Here is a 25,307-nt window from a genome sequence, read left to right as displayed (position 1 = left end):
AGCAAGCCCCGGCACCAGTCCCCGCCGGTTGACATCCATAGGGGCATCAAACCCGCCGTCCGCTACGAAGCAACCGTGCTGGTCGCAGCCATCAATGAGTGGCTGTGACCCCGCGGCCGCAGCAGCCTTCAGTTAACCCTTTGCCGAGGAGCCGATAGACCAGCTACGTTCTCCCAGCCGTCCATGTTGATCCGGACCGGCACTGTCGACGAGGAGGTGTGGAGCACATGCGCAGGAGTGCCCAGCAGTTGAGCCCGCGTACTGACCTTTGCCACCTCCTCACGACGGAGACACCTTGTCGCTCCGCATCACCCCACTGACCGACCCCGCTCACGGGGCGCACAGCCGACGCCTTGCATGGCTGGCGTCCGACGCCGATGCCAACCCTGTCGGGACGGCGTTTCTGCGCCTGTTCGATGGCGGACAAGAGCACCTGGCCGAACTGACCCTCCACGTCCATCCCGTGGAGCGCCGCAAGGGCGTCGGCTCCCGGCTACTCGACACTGCCGTGGCCGCCGCCCGGGACAACACCCGGCGCTGCGTCGTAGCGCAGGCCGGGGCCGGATCGCCCGGCGACCACTTCCTGCCGGCCCGCGGCTTCCGCAAGGTCCTCACCCTGAGGTACTCCCGTCTGCCCCTGGCCGATGTGGACATCCCCTCCCTGGCAGAGATCATCGAGCGTCCGCATTCCGGCTACCGGCTGGCGTCCTGGCAGGGAACCGTCCCCGACGATCTCGCCCAGACCTTCGCCGACTCACGTCGCGCCATGGACGACATGCCCATGGAGGACACCGACCACGGCACCACGACCTGGGATGTGGACCGGGTCCGGGCTGCGGCGAAGGCCGTCGAACAGCGCGGCGACCACCTGCACACCGTCGTCGCCATCGACACCTCCAACGGCTCGATCGCCGGGTTCACGGAACTCGTCGTGCCCGGCGGCGGCACAGGTGATGCCCAGCACTACGGCACCGGCGTGCTGCCTGAGCACCGCGGACACGGCCTCGGCCGCTGGATGAAGGCCGAGTCGATCCGCCAAGCCCACGGGCACTACCCGGACCTCGGCGGCCTCCTGACCGACACCGCCGACAGCAACACGCACATGAGACACATCAGCGACAGCCTCGGCTACCTGCCCACGCACACGACACTGCAGTATCAGCTCGACCTGTAGAGACGAGCGGACGGGCCGGACCTGGGCATCACCTCGTCCGGCCCGTCGGCATTTTCACAACAGGCCCTACGACCTCGTGCACGGTTGGCCGTGGCACGTCGAGGGGTGTGGCGCTGTCGGTGGTCACGCTCGAAGGGCGTGGTCGAGGGCGGCGGTCTGCTGGTGTGAGAGCAGACCGACGACGGCTTGCACGATGTCACTCATGTGTTCGCGTCGGCCATGGTGGCGGGCGAGAGACCGCCAGTTTTTCAGGTGGGCGATGCCGTGCTCGACGCGGATGCGCCGTGAGGAGTGCGCCTTGCGCTGTAGTTCGTGCCGCTCCTCGTACCAAGCGGGAGCGTTCTTCTTGAACTTGCGATGTGGTGGTGTCACCACGCGTCCGCCTGTCTGCGCGCCCATCCCCTGGTAGCCGGCATCCGCGAGAATCTCCATGAACGGGCCGTCGGCCAGAAGCTGGGCCAGTTCCAGCTGTCGCGCCTGGGTGATGTCAGCGCAGCTGCCCGGCCGGATCGGGCTGCAGAACAGCACACGCCCCTCGGCGTCCGTGAGGACCATGGACTTCACGGCGTTCTGTTCGGTCTTTCCGGAGATGAATTTGTCCCGGTCCTTGCGGCCGGCGGCCGGGCGTCGCACACGAATCTCTGTGCCGTCGATGATCCCGGTCCGACCATCGACGCCCAGGTACTCGACGACCTCGGCGAGAGTACGCAGCCGAACGTCCGGCGCGACCGTGCATCCCCGCTGCGCGAGCAGGGGCCGCACGTCGCCGATGGCGCGCGTGATAGTTGAGCGGTCCACGCCGAACCAGCAGGCCAGCACGTCATGAGTGATGCCATGGCGCAGACTCACCCATGTGGCCAGCAGTCGGTCGACGAAGACGAACTTGTGTTTCGCCCCGGCTCCTACGGCCCGTCGCCGCGGCCGAGCCGCCAGGCGTGCCTGATGCCGTTCGTGCCACAACGGCCCTACCTCAGCGACGAGTTCAGCGATCACCGTCGCCGACAGCCCAGGGACCCGGTACTCCGCCACGATCAACTCGCGCGCCCCAACCACCCCCACCATGCTCAGCTCAACGATCTACCTGTGCGCCGAGCCACGGCCAACCGTGCACGAGGTCGTAAGGGCTGTCCCGTAAGTGATCTATGGGGTCCGGATAACCTGTGCTTCACCGTCACCCAGTAAGGGTGAGATGGCGCGGGAAGGGACGATCTGGAACGAGCCGGTCTCACGTCAGGCGAGTGCGATGATGTCTGTCGTGACGACCGGTGTGAGAGGTGGGCTACCTCCCGTTGGCTGGCAATCAGACCTCATGCGACAGCTGGGCGACCTTGCCGCCGAGGACGCTCGTATTCATGGGCTGCATCCGCATGGTTCCAGCAAGGGCGACGGCGCTGGCATCGACCAGTGGTCCGATCTTGACGTTCTGATCGATACTCCGGAGCCGGTGGCGGTGGCCGAAGCCTTCGCCGAGCGGATCGGTTCCCTCGTCGTGCCGCTGTTCGCATCGCAACGCAGCGGCGACTCGCGACGCTACACGCTGCGGATGGTGCTGGTGGATCTGCGCCGGATCGACATCACGACGGTGGTTCCCACGGGCCCGGGTGCAGGTCCCCCATCCGAGGCGGCTGCAACGGGCGAGAACAGCGCCATGAAGGAGCTGATCAACGATTTCCGGTTCGACGCAGTTCTGGCGGCCGTCAAGGCGGCGCGCGATGACATCCTGATCGGCGGGCACCTGACCCTGCAGCTCGCCAGGCACGTCCTTGTCGCCGCCATGCTTCTCCGCGACCGGGACGCGGGAACGAACCACCACCGTTTCGGTGGGACCCAGTGGGATGCGTGGGCGACCGTACTCGGGTCGGCGCCGGCCCCCTACACCAGGCAGGGCATCACCAAGGCCATCAGGCACTACACGGACGCACTGACAGACCTTGTTACGGCATGGGATCCGCGTGCCCGCCCTGAGAACGGGCCGCTGCTCGCGCTGTTGGACGCGGTTGAGGATTCGACTCCGCGAAGCAGCTGAAGGCGGAAGATCACTATCCTGCACGAGTGTTCTCATCTGATGAGCTGACTCTGTCGGAGCGCGAACTCTGGGAGGCGTTTCCCGAGGGACGCCGTGTGGACCTGCGTACGGGGACGCCCGAGGGCGATCACGTTGACGGAGGTGGGCAGTGGGGACCTGAACGCACAGTCCGGGCAGCCGTGATCACTGCCCTGCTCCTGGGCGCGCACACCGCTCAGCCACGCGCTGTAGCCTGCCTGAGCCTCGTCGGCGCGCGGGTTTCTGGCCACCTCAACCTGGCCGGGGCGCAGATCGACCATCCGCTCTTGCTTGAGGACTGCTGGTTCGAGGAAGGTCTGGACCTCTACGGCGCATCGACCGGGGAGATCTCGATCGTGGGCAGCCGAGTGCCCGGCATCGAAGCCGGATCAACCCGCATCGAAGGGCGTCTCAATCTGCGGCGCACCCTCGTGGAAGAGGGTTCCGCCCCGGCCTCCCATCGTCGCGAGGCCGCCTTGTCGCTCATGCACGCCCGTGTGACCGGCGGTGTGATCCTCAGCGGGGCCGAGATCAACGCCTCGCAGGGGCGGGCCGTGTCCGCTGGCGGCCTGGTCACGGAAGGGGGTGTCTTCTGCAGAAACGGATTCGTGGCGCGGGGCGAAGTACGGCTGATGGGAGCTCACCTGTCGGGTGGATTGTTCATGGAGGGCGCGCACCTGCAACGGCCCGGCCCGACCGGGGTGGCCTTGTCCCTGGACAACGTGGTGGCGTCGACGCTCGACTTCTCCCAGGGGTTCACTGCTGATGGAACCGTACGACTGCGCGGTGCCAAAGTGTCGGACAACCTGACCTTCGAGGGAGCCCTTTTGAACGGACCGCCCGACAGTGATGGCCAGGCCCTGGTCGGCATGCTGTTGCAGGCCGTCGACTTCGACTTCACCCTTGCCCGGATACCGACCGGCACGGTGGACCTGCGGGGCGCGCAGGTGTCCTATCTCCATGACAACGAGCACAGCTGGCCGGAGGCGGTGGAGCTGGACGGCTTCGTCTACGGCTCCATCAAGGTGAACGACATGGGTGAGCGACGTGAGGCGGTGGGGCGGCGGGACTCCGTGGCCCGTCGTGTGGAGTGGATACGGCGCAGCCCGGGCTACAGTCCTCAGCCGTACGAGCAGTTGGCGACCTGGTACCGCAAGGCCGGCCACGACGACGACGCCCGCCGGGTGCTCCTGGCCAAGCAGCGTCACCGGCGTCGTACACTGCCCCCGGTCGCGCGCGCCTGGGGGCAACTGCTCGACGTGACTGTCGGCTACGGGTACCGTCCATGGCTGGCTGGCGTCTGGCTTCTGGTACTGGCGCTGTTGGGCACGATCGCCTTCCGCACCCACTCCCCGGTCCCGGTGAAGCCGGGCGAGGGCGCTCCGTTCCAGCCCCTCGTCTATACGCTTGACCTCTTGATCCCCATCGGTGGTCTGGGGCAGCGCACCGCCTGGTACTGGACGGACAACGGTCTCCAGTCGCTTGCTTACCTGCTGATCGCCTTGGGATGGGTGCTGACGACAGCCGTCATCGCGGGTGTGACCCGCACACTGCAGAAGAATTGAGGGCCGTCCCTTAGATGCCTCGGCGTGGGCCGTCTGTCGGCGGTCCGGCCATCACCCAGAGCGGGCAGCTGTACCGTAAATGATCTACGCCATGCTGGTTGGCCTGCCCGTTTACCCGTCACCCGGCGAGGGTGAGGTTGTGCAGGCGGGCGACGCCGAGCATGGCGTGGTAGACGCCGTCGCCTTTCAGGCGGCAGTCGCGCAGGATCTTCCAGTTCTTCATGCGGGCGAAGACGTGCTCGACGCGGGCGCGGATCTTGCGGTGGGAGGAGTTGTGCTCCTCTTTCCAGGCCGGCAGTTCGGACTGGCCGCGCTCGCGGCGATGTGGGATGACCAGGTCGGTGCCGCGATAGCCGCCGTCGGCGATGACGGTGGTGCGGCCGACGACGTCCTTGGCGCCGGACAACTCCCACGCCTTGCAGTCGTTGCGGTTGCCGGGCAGTAGCCGGCCGACGGCGACGACGAGCCGGGTGTCGGCGTCGATTACCACCTGGTGGTTGGTGGAGTACCGGTAGTTCTTCGACTGCTCGGCCACCTGGTGGTCGCGGGTGGGGACCAGGGTGCCGTCCACGATGAGCACGGTGTCCTTGCGGAACCGCTTGCGCTGCTGCAGAGCGAGCGTCGGTCCGAGGTGATCGATGATGCGGTCCGCGGCCGACTTCGACACCCCGAACAACGGGGCCGGTTGGCGCAGGGTGAGGTTGGTCCGCCAGTACACGGTGACCAGGAGGACCCGGCCTTCCAGCGGCAGGCTCCAGGGCCGGCCCTTGCGGACCGGGTCCGCCCCTTCCCGTCGCAGGGCGGTGACCAGTTTGCCGAACTGACGCGAGCTCAGCCCGGTGAACGGGGCTATCCAGGAGGGCTCCGACGCCGTGATCACACCAGACACGGCAAGATCATCTCATCAGTAACGGCAGTTACGGGACAGCCAAATGGCGTTTTCGCAGGGCAGAGGCCAATTTCTGTAGCAGGGAATTATGGAACCCGATGGTCGCTGCCGCCTCGGAAAAGTACCTGGTGAGCGTTTTCGGGTCCGTCAACATGGTATGGACGGACCTGAAAGGGCGTTTTTTTGCGGATCAGGGAGCGAGACGAGGATTCGGAGCCTCGTGCGTTGCGGTGACCGAGGCCCTCATCCGATCGGTGACCACGCTGAAAAAGGCTCACTGTGCACCTGGGCTTCCGCGAGCCATAGCCTGTACCGGCACTGGATAGGGCTTGACCGCAAGGCCGTGCGCTTTCCGGAACGCCGAAATCCTCACCCATGCCAGCCTTGGGTTGACGGAAAAGTCGGAGCGGACCCGCGCCAGCCTCGCGAGGCAGCCGTCGCCGGATTCGCTGCAAAGGCGCTCCACTGCGGTCCGCCGCAGGGAATTGTCAAATACCCCGATCAGCGTAGAGCAGAAGTACATGTAGGCAGCTGTCTCCAAGCGCAGACGATTCAGCTCTCCGTGAGTGGACCGAACAATCTCACCATCATCCGTTGCCGCAGAAATTCTGTCCGTAACGCGGTCCAGGGCGCACAGCAATGATTCGGAGGTCAAGGACGGCGAATCGTGCAGGACCTCGTGAAGTGTGCAGATGAACATTCCGACGTCCGGCTCAAAGTCGATTCGCTGCGCGGCGACCTCCACTGCGTGGATCTTCCGCTCAACGTCTTTATTGACCAGGGCTCGGGTAAGTGCCTCCAGGGTGCGATCCGACTCCTGCTTATTCCGAGCGAGTGAGACCAGTTCACGTGTTGCCCGAATGAGGTCTCGTGGCAGCCCGCCGGAAATGACGTGACACAGACAGAGGAAAGCCTCAGGCATCCCGATGACGCGGCGACGCATGAGAATTCGCGACATGGATAGCTCGGCCGGATGCCGTCTACCACCGTGTCCAAGGAAGAGTCGAACGCATCACGAACGGGGAGCCCGCGCCGCTCAAAGGAGCTCATTGCGTTGTCTGAGATTGATATCAGATAGAAGCAGTCCTCGCGCCCAAAGATGCCTTTTATGTCATTAATGAACTGATAGACTTGATCATCCGAGTCGATCTTGTCAAGTTCATCGATCCCGATGAACACCTTCCTGCTTGTCGCCAACTTTCTGAGGAAATCGTTCAACCGTGTCACGATTTCCGGGAACCCCATGGGTTTTTCGGTCATCGTGGCATTCGCAGCCACCCCCGCCTCCAGCCCTACCGGGATTTTTACTCCCGCAGACCAGGAACGTGAGACCGACTGCTGGTACGCCAGCCCATGCAGCAGAGCAGCAGCCTCGGCCGCATCTTTGCCGTGAACCGTCTCGATCTCGTCGAACTCGTCCGGCACCCGCCGATGCCTGCCACGGTAAGTAACCCAAAACAGTGACCCGATGCAAGAAAAAATGAGCAGAGTTACGGCTGGAGTGAGGTTGGCATGCAGCTTCCATCCGCTGAGAGAACCGATCAGCAGGAGCAGTCCCCAGGCACCTGCGAAAGCGAGGACGGACAGTACTACAAGATCAAGAAGTCTCTGTTTTGAGACGACTTCGTCCTCATCGCGGCGACCCGCAACCGAAAGAACTTCATCGGGCGCGACCGCACTGCACACCTTGGAAAACAGCAACAGGACAAACTCCCGGGCGTCATATTTCACCGGCGCCGGAATCAGAACGCGAACCGGTGGCTTTTCAGTCCTGGACTCCGCGAGCGGGGCGTGTTCCTTCGAGCAGAAGTGCCGCAGCAGCGTGGTCTTCCCTACGCCACGCGGTCCGGATATGCCAATACTGCCGCCGGGCATCGTACAGATCAACTGATCGATTTCGCGTGCGGCCGGCACGGAGATTAGAAACTGTGGATCGTCGAGTTCCGCCAAGCCTTTGGGATCGCTGATGTCAAGAGTCAGGGAATAGGACGGCTTCCGGCGGTTGATCTCCTCGCGAAGCAGTCCGGCAACGGCCCGCATTCGGAGCACTGAACGCCACTCTGCCCATGCGGCATCAACGTTACCCTCCAGTACCGCGCGCTCAGCCGGCTGGGGCCGCTCGCGTTGCCGACGAAGGATCTTGTTGCGACTAGAGGGAACTGCAATGGCGATCACGGCAAGGGAGATGAGCACCCCAGAGGTTATCCCCGCAGTTCCCCGGGCTCCGAGAAGGTAGGAGAGACTCGCCAGAGCGAACACGGTCGCACCGAGCGAGAGCAGGAACTTGACAATTTTCCAGGGGCTCCTCCACCAAGACGCTTCGGCGTACTTTCGACGCATGTCCTCAAAACGTTGATCGAGATTCTTGAGGCGAGTGAACTCGGCTGAGTAGGCCGCTTCCAGGTCTCCCCTTCGCCTCTGAATCTCCTTCCTCATCTCCTCGGCCGAAACTCCGGCCTCATTCATCCCGGAAAGGATTTCCGGATCAGTCAGTACATCGGAGATCGCACTGTTGATCTCCTCGTGCTGAACTTTTTCCCAGTCCATTGCTTTCTCACCCGTGGACACACAGCAACTGCCTGATACCTCCAGCCTGACCCCGACCACCGAGTCCCGCCACAGCACTGTTCGTGGGCGGACGTGTCATTCACATCGGATGTGAGGCCCTACCGTGTCTGCCCCTGCGCCCCCCGTTACCGTCTTCGTGGCTTTGAAATGGGGCGTCTGGCTTCGGATCCCGCGCTCAGTGCCGTCGCGGGCTGGACGGAAGGTGCTGCAGCAGGCGGCCGAGCGGGCTGCCCATCGCTACGAGGCGTCCAAGGAGGCATCGGCCTCTAACGCTCCCGACGAGGCATCGGGAACGGGGTCAGGCGCACATGTGGTGGGGCGCCATAGTTCGAGGTTTGCCTATGCGTGCGGCCACCATGCCGGCTCACGGAAGGGCGGTTCAGGGGCTTGGAGGTAGTCGAAACGAGTACTGTCCGGGACGCGTAGTTCGGGGTGATTCGATGGTGTGGTGCTGACTCCCGTGCTGGTTTGGTGCTGACTAAAAGCGCACGTCATCACCCGCCTCCACCTCTCCCGTGCCGACTTGGTGCTGACTACGCTGTGTTGAACTCGGCAATCTGGGGCCGATCGGAGAGCAGCCGTCGCCTGACCCTGCATGAAGCTGAGGCGTGTTGGAGTCGGTGACAGTTCTGGTGCCGTGACCGTGAGTTGCTTGCCGTGAGTGTGCTTGTGGAAGGGGAAGGGCTTCGGCGAATTGGCGGACAGCCTGGGAAGCCGATCGCCCGCCGGCCAGTGCCGCACACTGCTGCACCGAGGACTACCGGCTCGACAACGCTGTCTTCGGTCTGCCGACCCCGCACGCCCACGCCCCGTGCTGGGCTGGAGGGGGCCTACCTCGGCGACCCGCTCGCCGAGGTAGGCGACGTACACCAGAGGAAACGCGGATTCCAGCCGCCGGAACAGGCCGGATCCGACTCCTTGTGGTCGCAGGCTCCGCAAAGGGTTGCCGCGAGCCGGAAACTTTGTTCAGGTCCCCTCGTTGTGCGGTAGGCGTTGACCCACGTCCGGGTGACGTTGATGTCCTTGGTGTCGACGACCTCGGCCTCGGAGGGAGACCGAGCCGGTCGTCCTGGGCCGGCCCAGCGTCACCGCCCGCTTGCCGTCGGCGGACTCTGGAGCCGGCGACCGCCGAGCTGGGCGAACGGCTGTGCTGCGTCGGGATTGGGCGGCTGCTTTCACCCGGCTGAGGGACCCACCACTGGTGTTGAACACCCCTGCCACGCGCTGCCGGCCGAGCGGGATGGACGCCACCGAGACCGTGCCCAGCGCTCCGTCCGGCGCTCATGCCCCGGGACCCGACCCGACCCGACCGAAAATTCGGCGGCAACCTTATCGCCGCCTGCGCCCACTGAGCAGTGCAACACCGAAACGCTCTTCCGAACGGATGAACATGCAAGAGACACGCCAGGCCGCGCGGCAGCGCAGGCACAGACGCCGGCTGATGGTGGGCACCAGCGCGGGGCTGGTCGTCACAGGTCTTCTCGTCTGCCTGGTCATGACGATGCAATCCGACCGCAAGGAGGATGCCGGGCGCGCCCCGGCCACGGCCGTCGCCAACTCCCAGGAGACTCACCCGCCGGCATCGCCGGGGAAGAAGTCCCCTACACCTACACCTTCCCCGTCCGCAGTCTCCGCCTCCCCGTCGGCCGACGCCAAGGCCGCGAAGGCTTCCCCGACCCCGTCGGCGGCGCCGTCATCGGCCTCCCCGCGGACGGCTCCTGCCACGTCATCCCCGGCCGGCCGGATCCGACCCGAGGGCACCTACCAGGGGGTCGCCACCGTCTACAAGGCCGGGACCGGGGACGGCGCCTGCTCGTACGGCCCGAGCGACGACATGATGATCGCGGCGATGAACACCACCGACTACGAGACGTCCAAGGCCTGCGGGGCATACGTGCTCGTCCGCGCGGCGAACGGCAACTCCGTCACGGTCCGGATCACCAACGAATGCCCTCTGCCCTGTGCACCAGGGCAACTCGACCTCAGCGAACAGGCCTTCGCCAGACTGGCCCCCATCTCGACGGGCCGTATCGCGATCACCTGGAGCCTGTCGAGCCCCGACACGTCGGGCACGATCTCGATCCGCTACAAGAACGGGTCCAGCGCCTACTGGTGCGGCATTCAGGCGATCGGCCATCGCAACCCGCTCGCTCGGCTGGAGGTCCGCACCGGCGGCGGCTGGCGTCAACTGGCCCGCACCGACTACAACTACTTCCTCTCTCCCGACGGCAGCGGGTGCGGCGGCGCGATCAGGCTCACCGACATCTACGGAGAACAGCTGACCATCAACGGGATCGCCTTGCGGCCGGAAGCCGTGCAGCCGACGGCGGTCCAGTTTGCACGGCACTGACCACGCCACGAACAGTGACTCCGCCGAACGGAACGCTCGGAGGAGCGGCCACACTGTTGTGCCACCGCCGGGACCCGCCGTCGGCGTGGAGGAATCAGGTGGGCTCCGGGAGGGTGAACGTGTGCCACACGGTGGTGCAGGCGCTGTCACCGACCCTCAGCCCGAGGATCTCGCGGTGTCCGGTGGCGGAGATCCGGTGGCGATGACCACGGCCTGGGAGACGATCCGGTGATTCACCCGGGCCTAGCAGTCGGTGGCATCCAGGAGCTCCGGTCGAACTGACCGTTCACTAAGCAGTTCCAGGAGGGCATCGTCGGCCTTCCGCCGGTCCTCTTTCGCCAGTTCAATAGGTGAGTTGCTGTAGACGGTGTACCGGTTGGGATCAATGATGTTGGCGGCCCTCAGGGTGAACGTCAGAACCTGGCGCCACCCCTTGCGATGGCCCACCCTCGCTCGAAGCTGGACCTTGTAGTTACGGGGCTCCGCAACGAATCCCGAAAACGGTGCCTCGAACTCGATGAAGAGCTGTTGCGCTTCTCTGCCGGCCACGGCGAATCCTGCCGGCAACTTCGGTTCCTCGTCCGGCATGGGTTCGAGACGAGACGGTGAGGACTTCCACAGGAGCGGCAGATGAGAGGCGGGCTCATCAGGGAAGCTGAGCATGAGATCCTGCACGACTGTCGGCTTGGCCCCGGTGTTGGGCAGAACAAGCGGAAGCCGCAGGCAAGCTCGGAGGGGTGGACCATCACCGCGAAGGAATGAGGTTCCCACGACTCCAGGTGACCCTGCCTGGCGTTGATCCACCAGAAGGAGGCGACCGTGAAGCACAACGCGCAGACCGAGACAGTGGCGCCACCAGACAACAGTGAGGACGTCATCTGATCAGTAGCTGCCATCAGTGGAAGCACAGATTCAGTGTGTCAGCCCTGGTACGGGCACGCGAACAGGGATCGGTGTCGAGGGGCCAAGTCGAGGTGCCGGAGCTCGGCACCCCTGGGCACCACGGCCTCTGTTTCCTGCCAGGAAAGTCGTATCAGCGGCCGGTGCACCCTCATTCAGTGAACCGTGCGACGTACGGAAAGTGGGTGGCGGCTTTAGCGTCACGAGAGAAACGCCTCTCCCTCGCGATCACGGCAATGCGGGACCCGGGGACGCACCGGCAGCAGCGCGCCACGCCCGTGTTCGGCAGCGAGGCGCAGGAGACGGAGGACCATCCCGACCTCAGCGGGGCCGACCGTGTCCTGCTCCACCTGCTGCATGCCGGGCTGAAGCGGTCCGCCGGAGCCGGCTCTGAAACGAGCGGGCGGGCCATGCGACGGTGCACCCCTCTGTCAGGGGCACGACAGCCGTGGGCGCCGGTGCTCCCTCAAGCACCGGCGCCCACTCACCCCTGCCCGAGGAGGTCCGGGTTCGGCCCCCGTACGCGGACGGAGCAGGCGCCCAGAGCGACAGGTGAGGGGGCGAGCTGGTGACCGGGGGCTCGTCAGCAGTGGGGCGTGGTGAGGGTTGCCTTGTTGACCAGACACATCGGGCCGTAGACGTGGCGCGGGTATACCAATATCTGTACTCGCGACCTGAGATTTCAACGGAACAGGCAGACAGATTCTTTGCCGCAATAAGCAGAATGGGATTCTTCGTCGCACACCGGCCGCTGCGGCGTGCTACTGTCGATCTCAGTTGCAGTTGTGGTTCCCGAACTTCAAATGCTCTCCGGCCGGTTTCTGTCCCGCTGAGTGCTTTTGCATATCCGGTCTTTTTCCGGGCGGGGTGATCATCGCGGCGACATGGTGTCCGTGCAGTGCGGACCCCGATGCACTGCCCCAAAGGAGAAATGACATGGCTGCTGGTACCGTGAAGTGGTTCAACGCGGAAAAGGGCTTCGGCTTCATCGAGCAGGACGGTGGCGGCGCTGACGTGTTCGCCCACTACTCGAACATCGCCGCCCAGGGCTTCCGTGAGCTGCTTGAGGGCCAGAAGGTGAGCTTCGACATCGCGCAGGGCCAGAAGGGCCCGACGGCCGAGAACATCGTTCTCGCCTGACGCTCACGCGCGCACTTTGTAGCTGGGGCCCGCATCCTTTGGGGTGCGGGCCCCAGCTGTTCGCGTTTCCCGCAGTGGTTTCCCCCGTGGACGACAATCCGGAAACCCGTAGGCTCACCGCATACGAAGCACCCTTCGGGGGTGCACGCAACCCTTTATAGCTTCATCGCGGTGGACGTCCGAACGTTGCATCCACTTCGCGTCACTCATGTTAGCGCCTGTGCCCGCACGTATTCTCTGCCGGCCGGATTCGCTTTCATGTTCCACCGGCCCATTCTTGCAATTCTCCGTGCTGCTCATCGCTGCGGGAATTCCTTGATATGTGCCGCATCGAGGAAGGTTCCGCATGGACCGCACACGCACGAACGACCGTTTCCGCCGCACCCGTAACGGCAGTGCCGACTCCGGAAGGGGTGGCAGCCGATTCGGTTCGTCGGCCACGAGCCGGTCCGGTGGGCCGAGCCGTTCCCGTGGTTACGGCCGTCGGCCCGCCGTGGTCCAGGGGGAGTTCGCGCTGCCCAAGACGATCACACCCGCGCTTCCCGCCGCGGAGGGCTTCGCCGATCTCGAGATGCCCGGGGCACTGCTGGCCGCGCTCGGTTCGCAAGGCGTGAGCGTGCCGTTCCCGATCCAGGCCGCGACCCTGCCGAACTCCCTCGCCGGCCGGGACGTCCTCGGCCGTGGCCGCACCGGCTCCGGCAAGACCCTCGCCTTCGGGCTGGCGCTGCTGGCCCGTACGGCCGGGCAGCGCGCCGAGGCCGGGCAGCCGCTGGGGCTGATTCTCGTACCCACGCGTGAGCTGGCGCAGCAGGTCACCGACGCGCTTGCCCCGTACGCCCGATCTGTGCGACTGCGGCTGGCCACGGTGGTGGGCGGGATGTCGATCGGCAGGCAGGCTAGCGCGCTGCGCGGTGGCGCCGAGGTCGTCGTCGCCACGCCGGGGCGCCTCAAGGACCTCATCGACCGCGGCGACTGCCGGCTGAACCAGGTTGCCGTCACCGTTCTCGACGAGGCCGACCAGATGGCCGACATGGGCTTCATGCCGCAGGTCACCGCCCTTCTCGACCAGGTCCGCCCCGAGGGCCAGCGCATGCTGTTCTCCGCCACTCTCGACCGCAACGTCGACCTGCTCGTGCGCCGCTACCTCACCGACCCCGTCGTGCACTCCGTCGACCCCTCGGCCGGCGCGGTCACGACGATGGAACACCACGTGCTGCACGTTCACGGCGCCGACAAGCACACGGCAACCACCCAGATCGCCGCCCGCGACGGTCGCGTGATCATGTTCCTCGACACCAAGCACGCCGTCGACGGCCTCACCGAGCACCTTCTGAACAGCGGGGTACGGGCCGCCGCCCTGCACGGCGGGAAGTCGCAGCCGCAGCGCACCCGCACGCTGGCGCAGTTCAAGACCGGCCACGTCAACGTGCTGGTGGCGACCAATGTCGCGGCGCGTGGCATCCACGTCGACAACCTCGACCTCGTCGTCAACGTCGACCCGCCTACCGACCACAAGGACTACCTCCATCGCGGCGGCCGTACGGCCCGCGCAGGAGAGTCCGGCAGCGTCGTCACCCTGGTCACCCCCAACCAGCGCCGCGACATGACCCGCCTCATGGCAGCGGCCGGCATCGTCCCGCAGACCACCCAGGTCCGCACCGGCGAAGAAGCCCTGCACCGCATCACCGGCGCCCAAACGCCCTCCGGCATCCCGGTCGTCATCACCGCACCGGTGGTCGAACGCCCCAAGAAGCGCGGCGCCACCTCACGCGGCCGACGCCGCCCCGTCTCGGCGGCTCGCCGCGCGCCGGTACGGCAGTCCACCGCTGGTGCGGCGGCATAGAACCTTCGTGGTCAGGAAGCCGGCCCAACTCCGCAGGAGGCACCCTTTGACGCTGGACCAGACGCAGTTTTGCCCGGCGAGCGCCCACCCCGCGCACGGCACGGTGGCCGACACCATGGACGCGGCCGGACCGCAGGTCTGGGGGGACATGACCGTGGAGGTGGCACTGTCCGTGATGGCCGCCGCCCGCACAGGTCATCTGGTCGTCTGCGACGAGGACGGGCTGTGCACCGGCCTGGTCACCCGGGCCCGGCTCACGGCCGTTCGTGACGGCTCCGGATACAGCGACCGGATCCGCCTGCGTGACATCGCCGACGTCATCGGGCCCTTCGCTTCACCGCTGACCACGAGAGCCGAAGCGAGCGTGCGCTGCGCTGCCGCCGGCTCGGGGCCCCGCCCCTGGTCGACGAACACGGCAACGCTCTGAGCGTCCTCGCCCTCTTCCGCTGAAAGGCTTCGGCGGAGGTCGGCCCCCTCTCTCCTTCTCTCTGTGAGGCATCATGCGCTGTGTCATCGCCCGCTTCCCGTTCGACCTGACCAAGAGCGGAGTGCTGGAATCGATGAAGGGCATCAAGCCCGAACCGGTCACCGGTGAGTCCGTGATCATCGGACGACGCCACTACCCGGTCAAGCAGGTCGGCCAGGTCATCACCCGCCAGGACCGCCGCGATTTCAGTGCCGCCGAAGTCCTGAGGGCCATGGCCCGCCTCGGTTTCACCTGCCGCACCCTCCCCGAGCCCGCACCCGCCCGCGTCGAAAGCCCGTTGCAGCGGGCTTCCGCCATGCTCGGCACCCCCCTGTCCGTCTGACCGACGCGACGGGCGCGCGCCGACATCAGAACAGCAGTGAGGGCCCTACCGGCGCGCGCCGGTAGGGCCCTCACTGCGTGCCGTGCCGCTCTCGGCGCGGCGGTGGGTCAGCGGTCGGAGTAGCTGAAGTCGCCCACGGTCCAGGCGCTGACGTCCTCGATCGCAACGCGGTACATCCCGCCCGTCTCCGGGATCCCCACCGTACCCTGCAGGATCCGGGCGACATGGAAGTGCAGATGCGTGGGCGGCCCGTCCTTCTTCGCAGGGGTGTCGAAGACGGCGGAGAACTCGCCCAGGTCGGCGGAGTCCGTCAGCACGTCCGACACCCTCTGCCTCCACATGGCTTCTGGAGCCAGCCGACCGGTGATGACAGCACCACCGGTGACCACGGTCAGGGACATCTGACTGCTCTGTCCGGACTCCACAAGGGCGGCGATGTCAACGATCAGCTCGTCAGGTTTCGGCATGGGATCGGATTCTATGCACCGGCCCGTCCGGGCGGCTTGGGCGGTGGCGCTACCGGGCGAGACGGGCGCACACGGCTCCCCTGGTGCCGCAGTGCAGGTCAGGGGGTGCGCATGCGCGGCGGCTGCGAGCCAGGGGCGTGGACAGCCACTTTGATGGTGAACGGGTGGGCTGTCAGTTCCCGTGTGCAGGTGACCTCGCCGTGGTGCAGGGCGTCGGTGACGAGCCCGGACACGGTCAGGACCGCGGTGTTCGCGGCTCCTCCGGGGCAGCGGTCGGCTGCCGTTCGGCTGCCGCAGGTCTTCGATGAAGGCTTGTGCGGTATCGCGTGCGTCGGCAATGGCCGCGGTGGGACGGACCGCCGTGGCGTTGGCGGACATCGTGTTCATCAGGGTCACTCTGGTCTCCGGATCGTTCATGCCCGGCCCTCGCCCCATTCGGCCCTGTGCCGCGCCCGCCGACCCGCCGGAGCCACCGTGCTCGCCGGAGGGGACTGAGAATCGCGGTCGGCGTGACGCGCCGGTCGGCGGCGTCACGGGAAGCTCGGTGGGCGGCTCTGGGTCTCATCCTTGCGTCGGACCTGCGCTGCGGACGGCCCCCAGCATTCGCGGATCTGCTCCGAGGGCGACCTCATCGTCGAGCCGCAGCAAATCTGTACTCGCGGGAGTAGACATTCGGCGTCCGCATGATTATGGTTTCTCTCGTAGTCGAGATCGATCAGGGTCCGGCAGACACGAACTGCCGGACCGCAGTCTCCGTATGACGGTGCGGTGGTGGAGTTTCGAAGCCAGGTTGTTGCACGACGGCGACGGGACTGACGACCGGACCGGGTGGCCCGAAGTGACGAGGGGCCGCCGTGAGCAGGACCGCAGTTGACGCGGTTGCAGTACCAGCAGTGCTGTATTGAGTAGTGCCCTCGGTGAAGGCGTCGGGCTGCGGACGCGCGTGCCGGGGAGTTCGGCAGTGAGGTTCCAAGCCGGAACAGACGCAGGACGGGCGACGGGGCCGGCTGCCGGAGCGTGGCGCTGTACAAAGCCACCAGCAGTTCGCGGTATCAGCAGTACACGCAGTACGCAGTCCCTGTTGCAGGTGATTGGTTCAGAGGGAAGAACGGAGGAGTCGAGCGCCATCAGGATCGCCCGGGCAGAAGACGCGAGCCCGGGTACCGCAGGACATCGATAGGTAGGTGGTCTCCGGTCACGCATCCGCGATCCACGCACCCCCGCCGCAGTATCGGGCGGCTGTGCGGAAACAGAAGGCCGGCGCAGCACTAGGGCCGGCAGATGGTGTTGCAGTTCCTTCGGGGCCTTGGTGCCGTACGGCACCAAGGCCCCTCCACGCGTTCTACAGAGAGGTGAGATGACAGCAGACGAGTCGCTGAGCCGTCTCGACGACGACGACTACCCCGCCTACACGATGGGCCGGGCCGCCGAGTTGCTCGGCACCACTCCCGGCTTCCTCCGCGCCATCGGCGAAGCGCGACTGATCACACCACTGCGCTCCAAGGGCGGACACCGCCGCTACTCCCGCTACCAACTGCGCATCGCGGCCCGCGCGCGTGAGCTCGTCGACCAGGGCACCCCGATCGAGGCCGCATGCCGGATCATCATCCTCGAAGACCAGCTCGAAGAAGCCCAGCGGATCAACGCCGAATACCGCCGCGCCGGCGGATCGTCGAGTTCATCGGCCGCAGCCTGAGAGGAGCGGGCCCGCCGGTATCGGCGGGCCGTACACCCGCGCATGCCGGGCGGTGGCGCGCGGGGATGATCCTCGTGTCCGAACGGCCCCACTGGCGTTTCGCTCGCCTCCGGCCCCCGGTCGCGGCGCCGTCACAGCGGGTGAGGCGGCTGCCGGGCTCGCTGCCCGGGCGCCGCCTCTCCTCCAGGGCATCCCCCATACGGCCGCAGTCGCTGACGGGGCCGCGAGCGCGGCCTGCTGTTGTGCTCAGTAGGCGGCGAGGGAGATGGCGATGTAGTGCGCGGTGAAGGCTGCGCGCCCAGACACGCCGCCGCCATGTGGATCGGCAGCAGGTAAGGCAGGTCAGGCGCGGTCATGTTCATCATGGCGACGAGCGAGGCGTACTCCTCGTAGTCGCGCACGGGCAGGTGCCAGTCCGAGCAGAAGACCGGGGTGGCCGGAGGCAGCGGCGCTATCGAGGGGGGCGACGCGGGCAGCGGCTTGCTCGCGGCCATCCCCGCGATCGCCGTGGCAAGGCCCGCGTAGTCGGCCTCGTTGTTTTGCTGTTCGGGCCGCTTCGGGAGCGTCCGAGGCCGGGGCCGTGGGGCCACTGGGGGCACGGTGTCCCGCCGACCTGCCGGGCCGGGGCCCCGGGGCGAAGGCGGATCGTGCGGGCACCGTCGATCCGGGCTGCTACCTCTGAGGGGTTGTCAGCTCCCGACGTGGATGCCGGGACGCTTTTCGGGGTCGGGCTCGTTGCTGCGGATGATTTCGCGTGTGACGGGTGCGGTGTCGCCGCGGCCGAGCAGGAAGTAGCGGAACATGTGCTTCAGCGGACTGCCTTCGGCCCAGGCGAAGTAGCAGTGCGGCCGTACTCCGGTGGCATCGCGCAGGGCGAGCAGGATGGCGGCTATGGCGTTCGGGGCAGCTGGTGCCTCGGCGCGCAGGATGCGGTAGCTGTCGACTTCGACGCCGTGCACGGTGAGGGTTTCGCTGAAGTCGGAGGGATCGACCACATCGATCTCCAGGAAGAGGATGTCGGCCGGGCCGGGCACGGGGTTGGTGCCGCGCTGTTCGCGTTCCTTGGCGCTGTACTCGGCGCTGTCACCGGCTTCGCGCCGGTTGGCGATGATGTTGATGGCGTTGTCGTGGGCGAGGGTGTCGGTGATGAACCGGCGGGCGGCCTCGTCGAAGACGATGCGGTCCGCGCGCAGCTCGGTGGTCCGGGAGACACGGGATATCAGCGACACGAGGATGATGCCGGCGATGAAACAGGCGGAGATGGCGATGCCGTCGGGCTTGTCGACGATGTTGTACACCAGGGCATAGAGAAGGATCAGGGTCAGCAGTCCGAACGCGGCTGCCGCCGGCCGCCGGCCATGGCGTGCGGCGGCGGTGGTGACGGCGAAGGCCCCGGAGACCATCATGGCCAGGATCCCGGTGGCGTAGGCGCCGGCCTGGGCGTCGACGTCGGCGTCGAAGGCGAGGGTGATGAGGACGCACAAGGCGGTGTACACGAGGACGACGGGCCGTACCGCGCGTCCCCATTCGGGGGCCATGCCGTAGTCGGGCAGGTACCGGGGCACGATGTTGATCAGCCCTGCCATGGCGGACGCGCCGGCGAACCACAGAATCAGGATGGTGCTGATGTCGTAGACCGTTCCGAATGCTTCCCCGACACGTTCGTGGGCCAGCCAGGCAAGGGCCCGGCCATTGGCGCCACCACCGGCCTCGAACTCCTTGTGCGGAATCAGCACGGTGGTCACGAAGCTTGAGGAGAGCAGGTAGACACTCATGACGAGCGCGGCGGTGGAAAGGAGCCTGCGGGTGTTACGGATCCGCGAGCGCAACCGCTCTTCGTCGTCGGCGCCCTCGGCGGAGATGAGGGGCATCATGCTCACTCCGGTCTCGAAGCCCGACAGTCCCAGGACCAGCAGCGGGAACGCCAGGAGCGCGGGACTTATCAGGTCGCCGAAGCCGCCTCCGCCCTCGACGAGCGCGTCCGTCCATGCCGAGAACGCCCCCGGCGTGGTGAACACATCCACCAGGCCGACAGCGATGACCATCGCGTTGAGCGCCAGGAAGAGGGCCACCAACGGGATGGCCACGCTGACCGCTTCGCTGAACCCGAGCAGGAACACCCCTCCCAGGATCAGCAACAGCACCACCGTGAGAGCCACCTCGTGACCGTGCAGCGCGGCGGGGAAGAAGGGGTTCTCCATCACGTGGACGGAGGCGTCCGCGGTGGACAAGGTGATGGTGATGAGCCACGACGTGGCCACGAAGCCGAGCAGGACCAGCACGAAGAGCTTGCCCCACCAGAACGGCAGCAGGTCCTCCAGCATCGCCACGGACCCGGCACCGCGCGGGCTCGCCTTGGCCACCCGCCGGTACATCGGCAGCATCCCCAGCAGGGTCAGCGCCACGATCAACAGCGTCGCCAGGGGTGAGGCCGCCCCGGCCGCGAGCGCGGCGATCGCCGGCACGTACGCCAGGCTGGAGAAGTAATCGACGCCGGTCAGGCACATCACCTTCCACCAGGCGTGCTGCTCGCCGTGACTCTCGCCCGCTGCCGGGCCGACCGGCTGCACGCGATGACGAAGCAACCACCGGGCCACCCCGCTGCTCGGCTGCGGCAGCAGGGCAGGACTTTCCACCACTTCCGGCAGCGCTGCTCTCTCATTGGCGTTCTGCATGTCCCCCAACAACCTTCCTGCCTGTCCTACGGTCCGGCCGTCACTGCGACCGCAGAGACGACGATCACCGAGTATGGGCCTTCCGGGTACTGCCACTGCCCACCGGGTCGAGACACATGCGGCTGCCCGCGCCTCCGCCTTGCTCCCCGCGGCTCTGGGGCGGCGGCGTGGACATCCAGGGGACGGCACAGACCTCCGCATCCGGCGCCGTCGTTCAGTCGGCGATGTCGACCCCGTATCCACGTGCGAGGGCGTCAAGACCGTGGTCGTAGCCCTGGCCGACGGCGCGTAGGCGCCAGACCGGACCCCTGCGGTAGATCTCCGCGAGCAGCATCGTGCGTTCGGTGGTGCCGGCGTCCAAGGTGGCCCGGGCGAGAGGTGCCCCGCTACTGCCGGGGGCCGCACCGACCTGGATCGCGCCGACCGCCCCGAAGGTGGCGGCGCCGTCGATGGCCGCCGCGACGACGATCTTCCGCGTCGCGGGTGGCAGGGATGCCAGGTCGAGGGCGATGGTCTGTTCGGCAGGGCCTCCGGTCAGCAGGCGCGCCGTCCCGGCGGGGCTCTCCGGGGCTCCGTAGAAGATGAAGTCCTCGTCGAAGGTGACCTGTTCGTCCCCGTCGAGGAGGAAGGCGACGACGTCGATCTCGCAGTCGGACTGCGGGGCCCAGCCGGCGGTGACGTACCACTCCGGCGCGGGTTTGCCGTGCGGCATGGGCAGGTCGATGACACCGCCCCTCGGCATCACGTGCGGCTCCTGAGGCCGGAGAGCCACCGCGTTCCGGTCCGTTGCGGTCGGAGAGTCGAGCCAGTGCACGTCATGCGAGGGGAGTCCGAGGGCGGTGATGCGCCTCATGCGCCGGTCGCCCTCCCCTCCCGTCAGGAGCACGACGTCGGTGACGCTGGCGGACAGGTTGACCGCCGCGGACCCGCCCAGTTCGATGACCCGGGTACGAGCTGCCGCGGCATCGGCATGGGCACCACCGAGCACCAGCACCCGACGTCCCGCCAGGGGCTTGTCCAAGGTGCTGCCGGAGGACCGCGATGGGCGCGGAACAGGGACTGACACGCCGGGGGAGACGGTGGGGAGGGCCGCTGCTTCCGAGGTGCGTCCGGCAGACGTCGTGGTGGACCCCGGCTCCGCGGGGACGACCTGTTCCGTCTTCGGATCAGTCACCCGGGTGCCCCTGACGGCCGTCGCCTCATGCGTTGTCCCCGGCCGTACGTCGGCCAGCAACCGTAGGAAGGTCTGCTCGTCGATGGTCGGCACGCCTTCGGCGAGTGCACGTCGGGCCTTTGTCGACTCGGACGCTGGTTCGTTGGTGACCAGCACGCTGGTGTGCCGGCTGACGGAGGTCATCATGTTCAGTCCGGCGGCGACCGCGCGCCCCACCAGCTCCGCCCGGGCGTGGGCGGTCGCACCTGTGATCGCGACCTTCATCCCCTGCTGGAGCGGGCCACCGGGAGTCAGGCGTCCCGGATTGCGGTAGGCACAGGGAGTCTTCGGCGGCTTCGGCGTGAACTGGGCTTCTGCCCGCGGCGGGCAGGTCACCAGTGGCAAGGGCAGATCGAGCCGAGCGGCCTCGCGCAGCGACGCCCGCAGGATTCCGGCAAGTACCTGGGTGTCGTCCAGCGCATCGTGAGCGCGCTGCTGGGGGACGCCGTAGTGGGCGGCGAGGGTGCCGAGCTTCATGTCGTCCGTAGGCGGATCCACCTGGCGGTTCAGAGTCAGGGTGCACAGTCGCTGCGACACCGGCAGCCACATCCGTGCGCGGGCGAACTCGTAGGCCAGGAAGTCATAATCGAATTGGGCGTTGTGGGCTACCAAGACCCGGTCCTGGAGCATCGCTCCGATCCGCCCGGCGACTTGGTCGAAGGTCGGTGCACCCCGCAGCCGCTCGGCGGTGAGCCCGTGCACCTCCACTGGTCCCGGGTCGCACCCCGGATCGAGCAGTGTCGAAAATCTTCCGGTCTGCTCACCGTCAGGACCGATCGTGATCACCGCAACGGACAGTACCCGGTCGCGCCGGGCTATGAGCCCCGAGGTCTCCACATCGACCAGGGCCCAGTCGTAGGCGTAGTGGCCCATGGCGGGCACGTCGAAGGAGGGGGAGGCGAGACTCATGGCGCCAAGGATGAGCCGATATGCGGCCCTCCTTCAACCTGGCTGTTGTCGCCGTGGAGTTTGCCGGGTCTGCGGCGGCGCGGTCGGCCGTCTCGCCGATACCGGCGCGCCCGTCCAGCCACATCCGGCCCAACCCGCCGGTGCTGACACGGCGTTCGAACGCCGAAGCGGGCTCCTCCGGTCGGTCGGAGGAGCCCGCTTCGGCGCGTGGTCGTGAGGTCGCGACGGTCAGCGCTTCGACTGCTGCTCCAGCGTTTCCTTCATGACCTGGGAGCCCCGGACGACCCGGGGCCGTACCTGCTCGGCCATGTCGTGCGGCAGGACGTCGGTGGTCCAGACGACCAGGCAGCGGTCGGCACCCTCGGGGATGACCTGGAACGAGGCGTGGTGATGGGTGAGCGGAATCTTGAACCCCTCGACCGCCGAGTACGCGAGCCGACGCAGGTCGTCGTCGATGCTGACGATCAGTTCGCGGATGACCGCGTCACCGGGCACCGTGAGGTACCGGGTGTCCCCGTCCACACGGGCGTCCAGGACATAACCAGGGATGAGGCGCTTGTGTACCGCCTCCACATCCCGGATGGCGTCCCACACGTCCTCGGCACTGGCTTCGACCGCGAAGTCCTGAATGATGGTTGCGATGGCCGTTCTCTCCCGTCTGGTTCGGTGAGGATCGGAGCGATTTCGGTCGGTCCGGGCGCTCGGGTGATGGGTGATACTGCGTCACCCTAACCGATGCCCCCCGGCGCCTCGCCCGCCATCCGTTTCCGCGTACCCGCTGGTGAAACCCGCCTTGAACGGCGGGAGTTGGCGCCGGTCATCCTGCGATGACCTTGCCGGCGGCGGCCGTTGACCTCGGTCCACGCCCGCACCGGGCCCGTGGCCGCAAGTGGACCTCTGTGGATGGTGTTCGCCTACGTGGCTGAATCTCGCGTATGATGCGAACATCAGGTCGAGGAGCCAGGTACGCGCTGGATCCTGACGGGGGATTGAATCGGGGGGGCCCGTTTTGCACGTCTGCATCCGAAACGGGCATGAGAAATCATGTGCCATGCCTGTGCGGCTTTTTCCGTGCGCCTGAAGGCGCACATATTTCGTCGTCTGTCTATTCCGTGAGCGCGTCGGTCTGACGCGCCCAACAGCGACATCTAAAAGGGCGGGTCCGCGCCGAAGCGACGTCCGCTCCTGAAAGCGACTGCTTACAAGGATACCGCCATGCCTCCGTGCCCTCAGGCCGGATCGGCGATCGGCGGCACTCCGCGGTTTTGAGGGGACCAAACCTGTTATGGACGAGCTTCTCGGCAGGTTGTTGTGGCGTCAGTTGGTGGCCGTCGGCTGGTTCGAGGGCGGCGTGGGGGACTTCTCCGCCGTGACCGCCCGGGTCCGTCCGGCACGGCACGTTGCGCGGTGGCTGGAGGCCAGCCTCGTGATGCTCGACGAACTCGGTGTGGTGCGCTACGCCAACGGCGAGTGCACCGGCCAGGTTGAGGACGCCGACGCCATGTGGGCGGAGTGGGACCGCACGAAGGAGACGTGGTTCGCCGACGCCAGCGTGCGACCGCGCCTCGTCATCGCCGAGGCCATGCTGCGCTCCCTCCCCGAGGTCCTCCAGGGTGAGAAGCTCCCCACGGACATCATCTTCCCCGGCGGGTCGATGGATCAGGTCCGTGCCGTCTACCAGGGCAATCCGCTCGCGGACTTCTTCAACACGTGGACGACCGACGTCGTCGTCGCCTACGTCCAGGAGCGCCTGGCGGCCGATCCCGCGGCACGACTGCGCCTGTTGGAGGTCGGTGCGGGCACCGGGTCCACCAGCGTCGAGGTCTTCCGCAAGCTGAAGCCCTATCAGCACGCCATCGCCGAGTACTGCTACACCGACCTCTCCCGCGCCTTCCTCCAGCATGCCGAGGCCACGTACGGCCCGGACTCGCCCTACCTCTCGTACCGGCTGCTCGACATCGAGCGCAGCCCCGAGGAGCAGGACTTCGACCTCGGCTCCTACGATCTGGTGCTCGCGGCCAACGTCCTGCACGCGACCCGGCGGATCGGGGTCACGGTCGACAACGTCAAGACCCTGATGCGGCCGGACGCCCTCCTCGTGCTCAACGAGATGGCGGGTATCAACCTCCTCACGCATGCCGCGTTCGGCCTGCTGGAGGGCTGGTGGCTGCACGAGGACCCGGAGCTGCGGATCGCCGGCAGCCCGGCGCTGGAATCTGAGGTCTGGCAGACCGTCCTGGAGAAGGCGGGTTTCCGCTCGGTGTTCTTCCCGGTCCGGGAGTCCCACCATCTCGGTGGCCAGGTCGTCGTGGCGGAGAGCGACGGCATCTTCCCCGGCGCCCCGTCGGCGCCGGTGTCGGCGCCGACGGGCGCCGAAGCGGAGGGCGGAACGCGGAACGAGCGGCCGCCTGCTGCCGGCTCCGAGGCCACCGCGGGCACCGTGTACGACCGGCTGCGTGCGGAGCTCGCCGACGCGCTGAAGATGCCGGTGGCCGACGTCAACGGGGACATCGCCTTCCGTGACTACGGCCTGGACTCGATCCTGGGCATCCAGTTCGTGCAGCGGGTGAACACGGTGCTGGGTACCGAGCTGGCGACGACCGTGCTGTTCGAGCACGGCACGCTGAAGCAACTCGCCGAGTACGTCACGTCCTTGGGTGTCGTGCTGCGAGCGGAGCAAGCCGAGACCCGGACGACGACCGCGGAGCCGGAGCCGGTGACGCCCGTTGCGTCACGTGAGGTGACGTCAGGTCAGATCGGACTCGGCACGGGGACCGCCGACGACGACCTGGATGCCATCGCGATCGTCGGTCTGAGCGGCCGGTTCGCCGGTTCCCGGAACGTGGACGAGCTGTGGGAGCACCTGGCCGCGGGCACCGACCTCGTCGGTGACGTGACCAGGTGGCCGCTGGACCAGTACCTCGGAGCCGAGGCCGCCGCGGGCCTGCGCGGCAGTTTCCTCGACGGGTTCGACGAGTTCGATCCGTTGTTCTTCGGTGTGTCGGGGCTGGAGGCGGAGTTCATGGACCCGCAGCAGCGGGTCTTCCTGGAGGAGAGCTGGAGCG

Annotated in this window: 17 protein-coding genes and 2 pseudogenes; 10 read left to right on the top strand and 9 right to left on the bottom strand. The window is 66.9% G+C overall.

Features of this window, described 5'->3' with window-relative positions:
• The first annotated feature begins 295 nt into the window (after window positions 1–295).
• Window positions 296–1,174 carry a GNAT family N-acetyltransferase gene (locus ACZ7DL_RS38250; protein ID WP_470781584.1) on the top strand — a complete coding sequence of 293 codons (879 nt, stop codon included), beginning with the start codon at window positions 296–298 and terminating at the stop codon, window positions 1,172–1,174.
• Between the two features lie 123 nt (window positions 1,175–1,297).
• On the opposite strand, the gene ACZ7DL_RS38245 is transcribed toward ACZ7DL_RS38250, so the two are convergent.
• Window positions 1,298–2,236 carry a transposase gene (locus ACZ7DL_RS38245; protein WP_470781583.1) on the bottom strand — a complete coding sequence of 313 codons (939 nt, stop codon included), beginning with the start codon at window positions 2,234–2,236 and terminating at the stop codon, window positions 1,298–1,300.
• A 247-nt stretch (window positions 2,237–2,483) separates the two neighbouring features.
• On the opposite strand from ACZ7DL_RS38245, the gene ACZ7DL_RS38240 reads away from it, so the two are divergent.
• The gene (locus tag ACZ7DL_RS38240; RefSeq protein WP_470781581.1) at window positions 2,484–3,200 is read left to right on the top strand and encodes a hypothetical protein; all 717 of its coding nucleotides are present in this window, start codon (window positions 2,484–2,486) and stop codon (window positions 3,198–3,200) included.
• 26 nt (window positions 3,201–3,226) lie between these two features.
• Window positions 3,227–4,783: an oxidoreductase gene (locus ACZ7DL_RS38235; RefSeq protein ID WP_470781580.1), complete on the top strand. Its 1,557-nt coding sequence runs from the start codon at window positions 3,227–3,229 to the stop codon at window positions 4,781–4,783.
• 118 nt (window positions 4,784–4,901) lie between these two features.
• Here ACZ7DL_RS38235 and ACZ7DL_RS38230 read toward each other — a convergent pair whose 3' ends face one another.
• Window positions 4,902–5,672: a transposase gene (locus ACZ7DL_RS38230; protein ID WP_470781578.1), complete on the bottom strand. Its 771-nt coding sequence runs from the start codon at window positions 5,670–5,672 to the stop codon at window positions 4,902–4,904.
• Between the two features lie 651 nt (window positions 5,673–6,323).
• A complete protein-coding gene (locus ACZ7DL_RS38225) occupies window positions 6,324–8,240 on the bottom strand; it encodes a hypothetical protein (RefSeq protein ID WP_470781576.1) in 1,917 nt (638 codons plus the stop codon).
• 1,390 nt (window positions 8,241–9,630) lie between these two features.
• On the opposite strand from ACZ7DL_RS38225, the gene ACZ7DL_RS38220 reads away from it, so the two are divergent.
• A complete protein-coding gene (locus ACZ7DL_RS38220; RefSeq protein WP_470781574.1) occupies window positions 9,631–10,590 on the top strand; it encodes an expansin EXLX1 family cellulose-binding protein in 960 nt (319 codons plus the stop codon).
• A gap of 115 nt (window positions 10,591–10,705) precedes the next feature.
• Here ACZ7DL_RS38220 and ACZ7DL_RS38215 read toward each other — a convergent pair.
• Both ACZ7DL_RS38215 and ACZ7DL_RS38210 read right to left on the bottom strand, forming a co-directional pair.
• A pseudogene (locus tag ACZ7DL_RS38215) lies at window positions 10,706–10,854 on the bottom strand (transposase); the annotation flags it as partial.
• Entirely contained in the window at window positions 10,834–11,265 is a 432-nt protein-coding gene (locus tag ACZ7DL_RS38210) for a hypothetical protein (RefSeq protein WP_470781588.1), read from the bottom strand. The gene ACZ7DL_RS38210 and the pseudogene ACZ7DL_RS38215, both read right to left, overlap by 21 nt.
• A gap of 1,161 nt (window positions 11,266–12,426) precedes the next feature.
• On the opposite strand from ACZ7DL_RS38210, the gene ACZ7DL_RS38205 reads away from it, so the two are divergent.
• The 4 genes and pseudogenes from ACZ7DL_RS38205 (at window position 12,427) to ACZ7DL_RS38190 (ending at window position 15,282) form a co-directional block, all read left to right on the top strand.
• The gene (locus tag ACZ7DL_RS38205) at window positions 12,427–12,630 is read left to right on the top strand and encodes a cold-shock protein (protein ID WP_344349523.1); all 204 of its coding nucleotides are present in this window, start codon (window positions 12,427–12,429) and stop codon (window positions 12,628–12,630) included.
• Between the two features lie 346 nt (window positions 12,631–12,976).
• Window positions 12,977–14,473, top strand: a complete 1,497-nt coding sequence (locus ACZ7DL_RS38200; protein WP_470781572.1) for a DEAD/DEAH box helicase — start codon at window positions 12,977–12,979, stop codon at window positions 14,471–14,473.
• 46 nt (window positions 14,474–14,519) lie between these two features.
• Window positions 14,520–14,923 (top strand): annotated as a pseudogene (locus ACZ7DL_RS38195) (CBS domain-containing protein).
• A gap of 50 nt (window positions 14,924–14,973) precedes the next feature.
• Entirely contained in the window at window positions 14,974–15,282 is a 309-nt protein-coding gene (locus tag ACZ7DL_RS38190) for an SCO5918 family protein (RefSeq protein ID WP_470781571.1), read from the top strand.
• 107 nt (window positions 15,283–15,389) lie between these two features.
• Here the strand turns inward: ACZ7DL_RS38190 and ACZ7DL_RS38185 are convergent, their stop codons facing one another.
• The gene (locus ACZ7DL_RS38185) at window positions 15,390–15,749 is read right to left on the bottom strand and encodes a hypothetical protein (RefSeq protein WP_470781569.1); all 360 of its coding nucleotides are present in this window, start codon (window positions 15,747–15,749) and stop codon (window positions 15,390–15,392) included.
• Between the two features lie 1,357 nt (window positions 15,750–17,106).
• Between ACZ7DL_RS38185 and ACZ7DL_RS38180 the strand changes: the two genes are divergently transcribed.
• Window positions 17,107–17,445 (top strand): MerR family transcriptional regulator, encoded by a 339-nt coding sequence (locus ACZ7DL_RS38180; protein ID WP_470781568.1) that lies wholly within the window; start codon window positions 17,107–17,109, stop codon window positions 17,443–17,445.
• A gap of 689 nt (window positions 17,446–18,134) precedes the next feature.
• On the opposite strand, the gene ACZ7DL_RS38175 is transcribed toward ACZ7DL_RS38180, so the two are convergent.
• The 3 genes from ACZ7DL_RS38175 to ACZ7DL_RS38165 all read right to left on the bottom strand — a co-directional run bounded on the left by ACZ7DL_RS38175 (window position 18,135) and on the right by ACZ7DL_RS38165 (window position 22,872).
• Window positions 18,135–20,120 carry an APC family permease gene (locus tag ACZ7DL_RS38175; protein WP_470781566.1) on the bottom strand — a complete coding sequence of 662 codons (1,986 nt, stop codon included), beginning with the start codon at window positions 20,118–20,120 and terminating at the stop codon, window positions 18,135–18,137.
• 214 nt (window positions 20,121–20,334) lie between these two features.
• On the bottom strand, window positions 20,335–22,242 hold the full coding sequence (locus tag ACZ7DL_RS38170; RefSeq protein ID WP_470781564.1) for a TerD family protein: 1,908 nt from the start codon (window positions 22,240–22,242) through the stop codon (window positions 20,335–20,337).
• Between the two features lie 228 nt (window positions 22,243–22,470).
• Window positions 22,471–22,872, bottom strand: a complete 402-nt coding sequence (locus ACZ7DL_RS38165; protein ID WP_470781586.1) for an SRPBCC family protein — start codon at window positions 22,870–22,872, stop codon at window positions 22,471–22,473.
• Between the two features lie 655 nt (window positions 22,873–23,527).
• Here ACZ7DL_RS38165 and ACZ7DL_RS38160 point away from each other — a divergent pair.
• The coding region (locus ACZ7DL_RS38160; RefSeq protein WP_470781563.1) for a beta-ketoacyl synthase N-terminal-like domain-containing protein at window positions 23,528–25,307 on the top strand (1,780 nt) is incomplete at its 3' end.

The organism is Streptomyces sp. NPDC036984 (assembly GCF_055607665.1).
The sequence above is the reverse complement of the archived record's forward strand: the minus strand, read 5'-3'. Positions and strand labels throughout refer to the sequence as shown.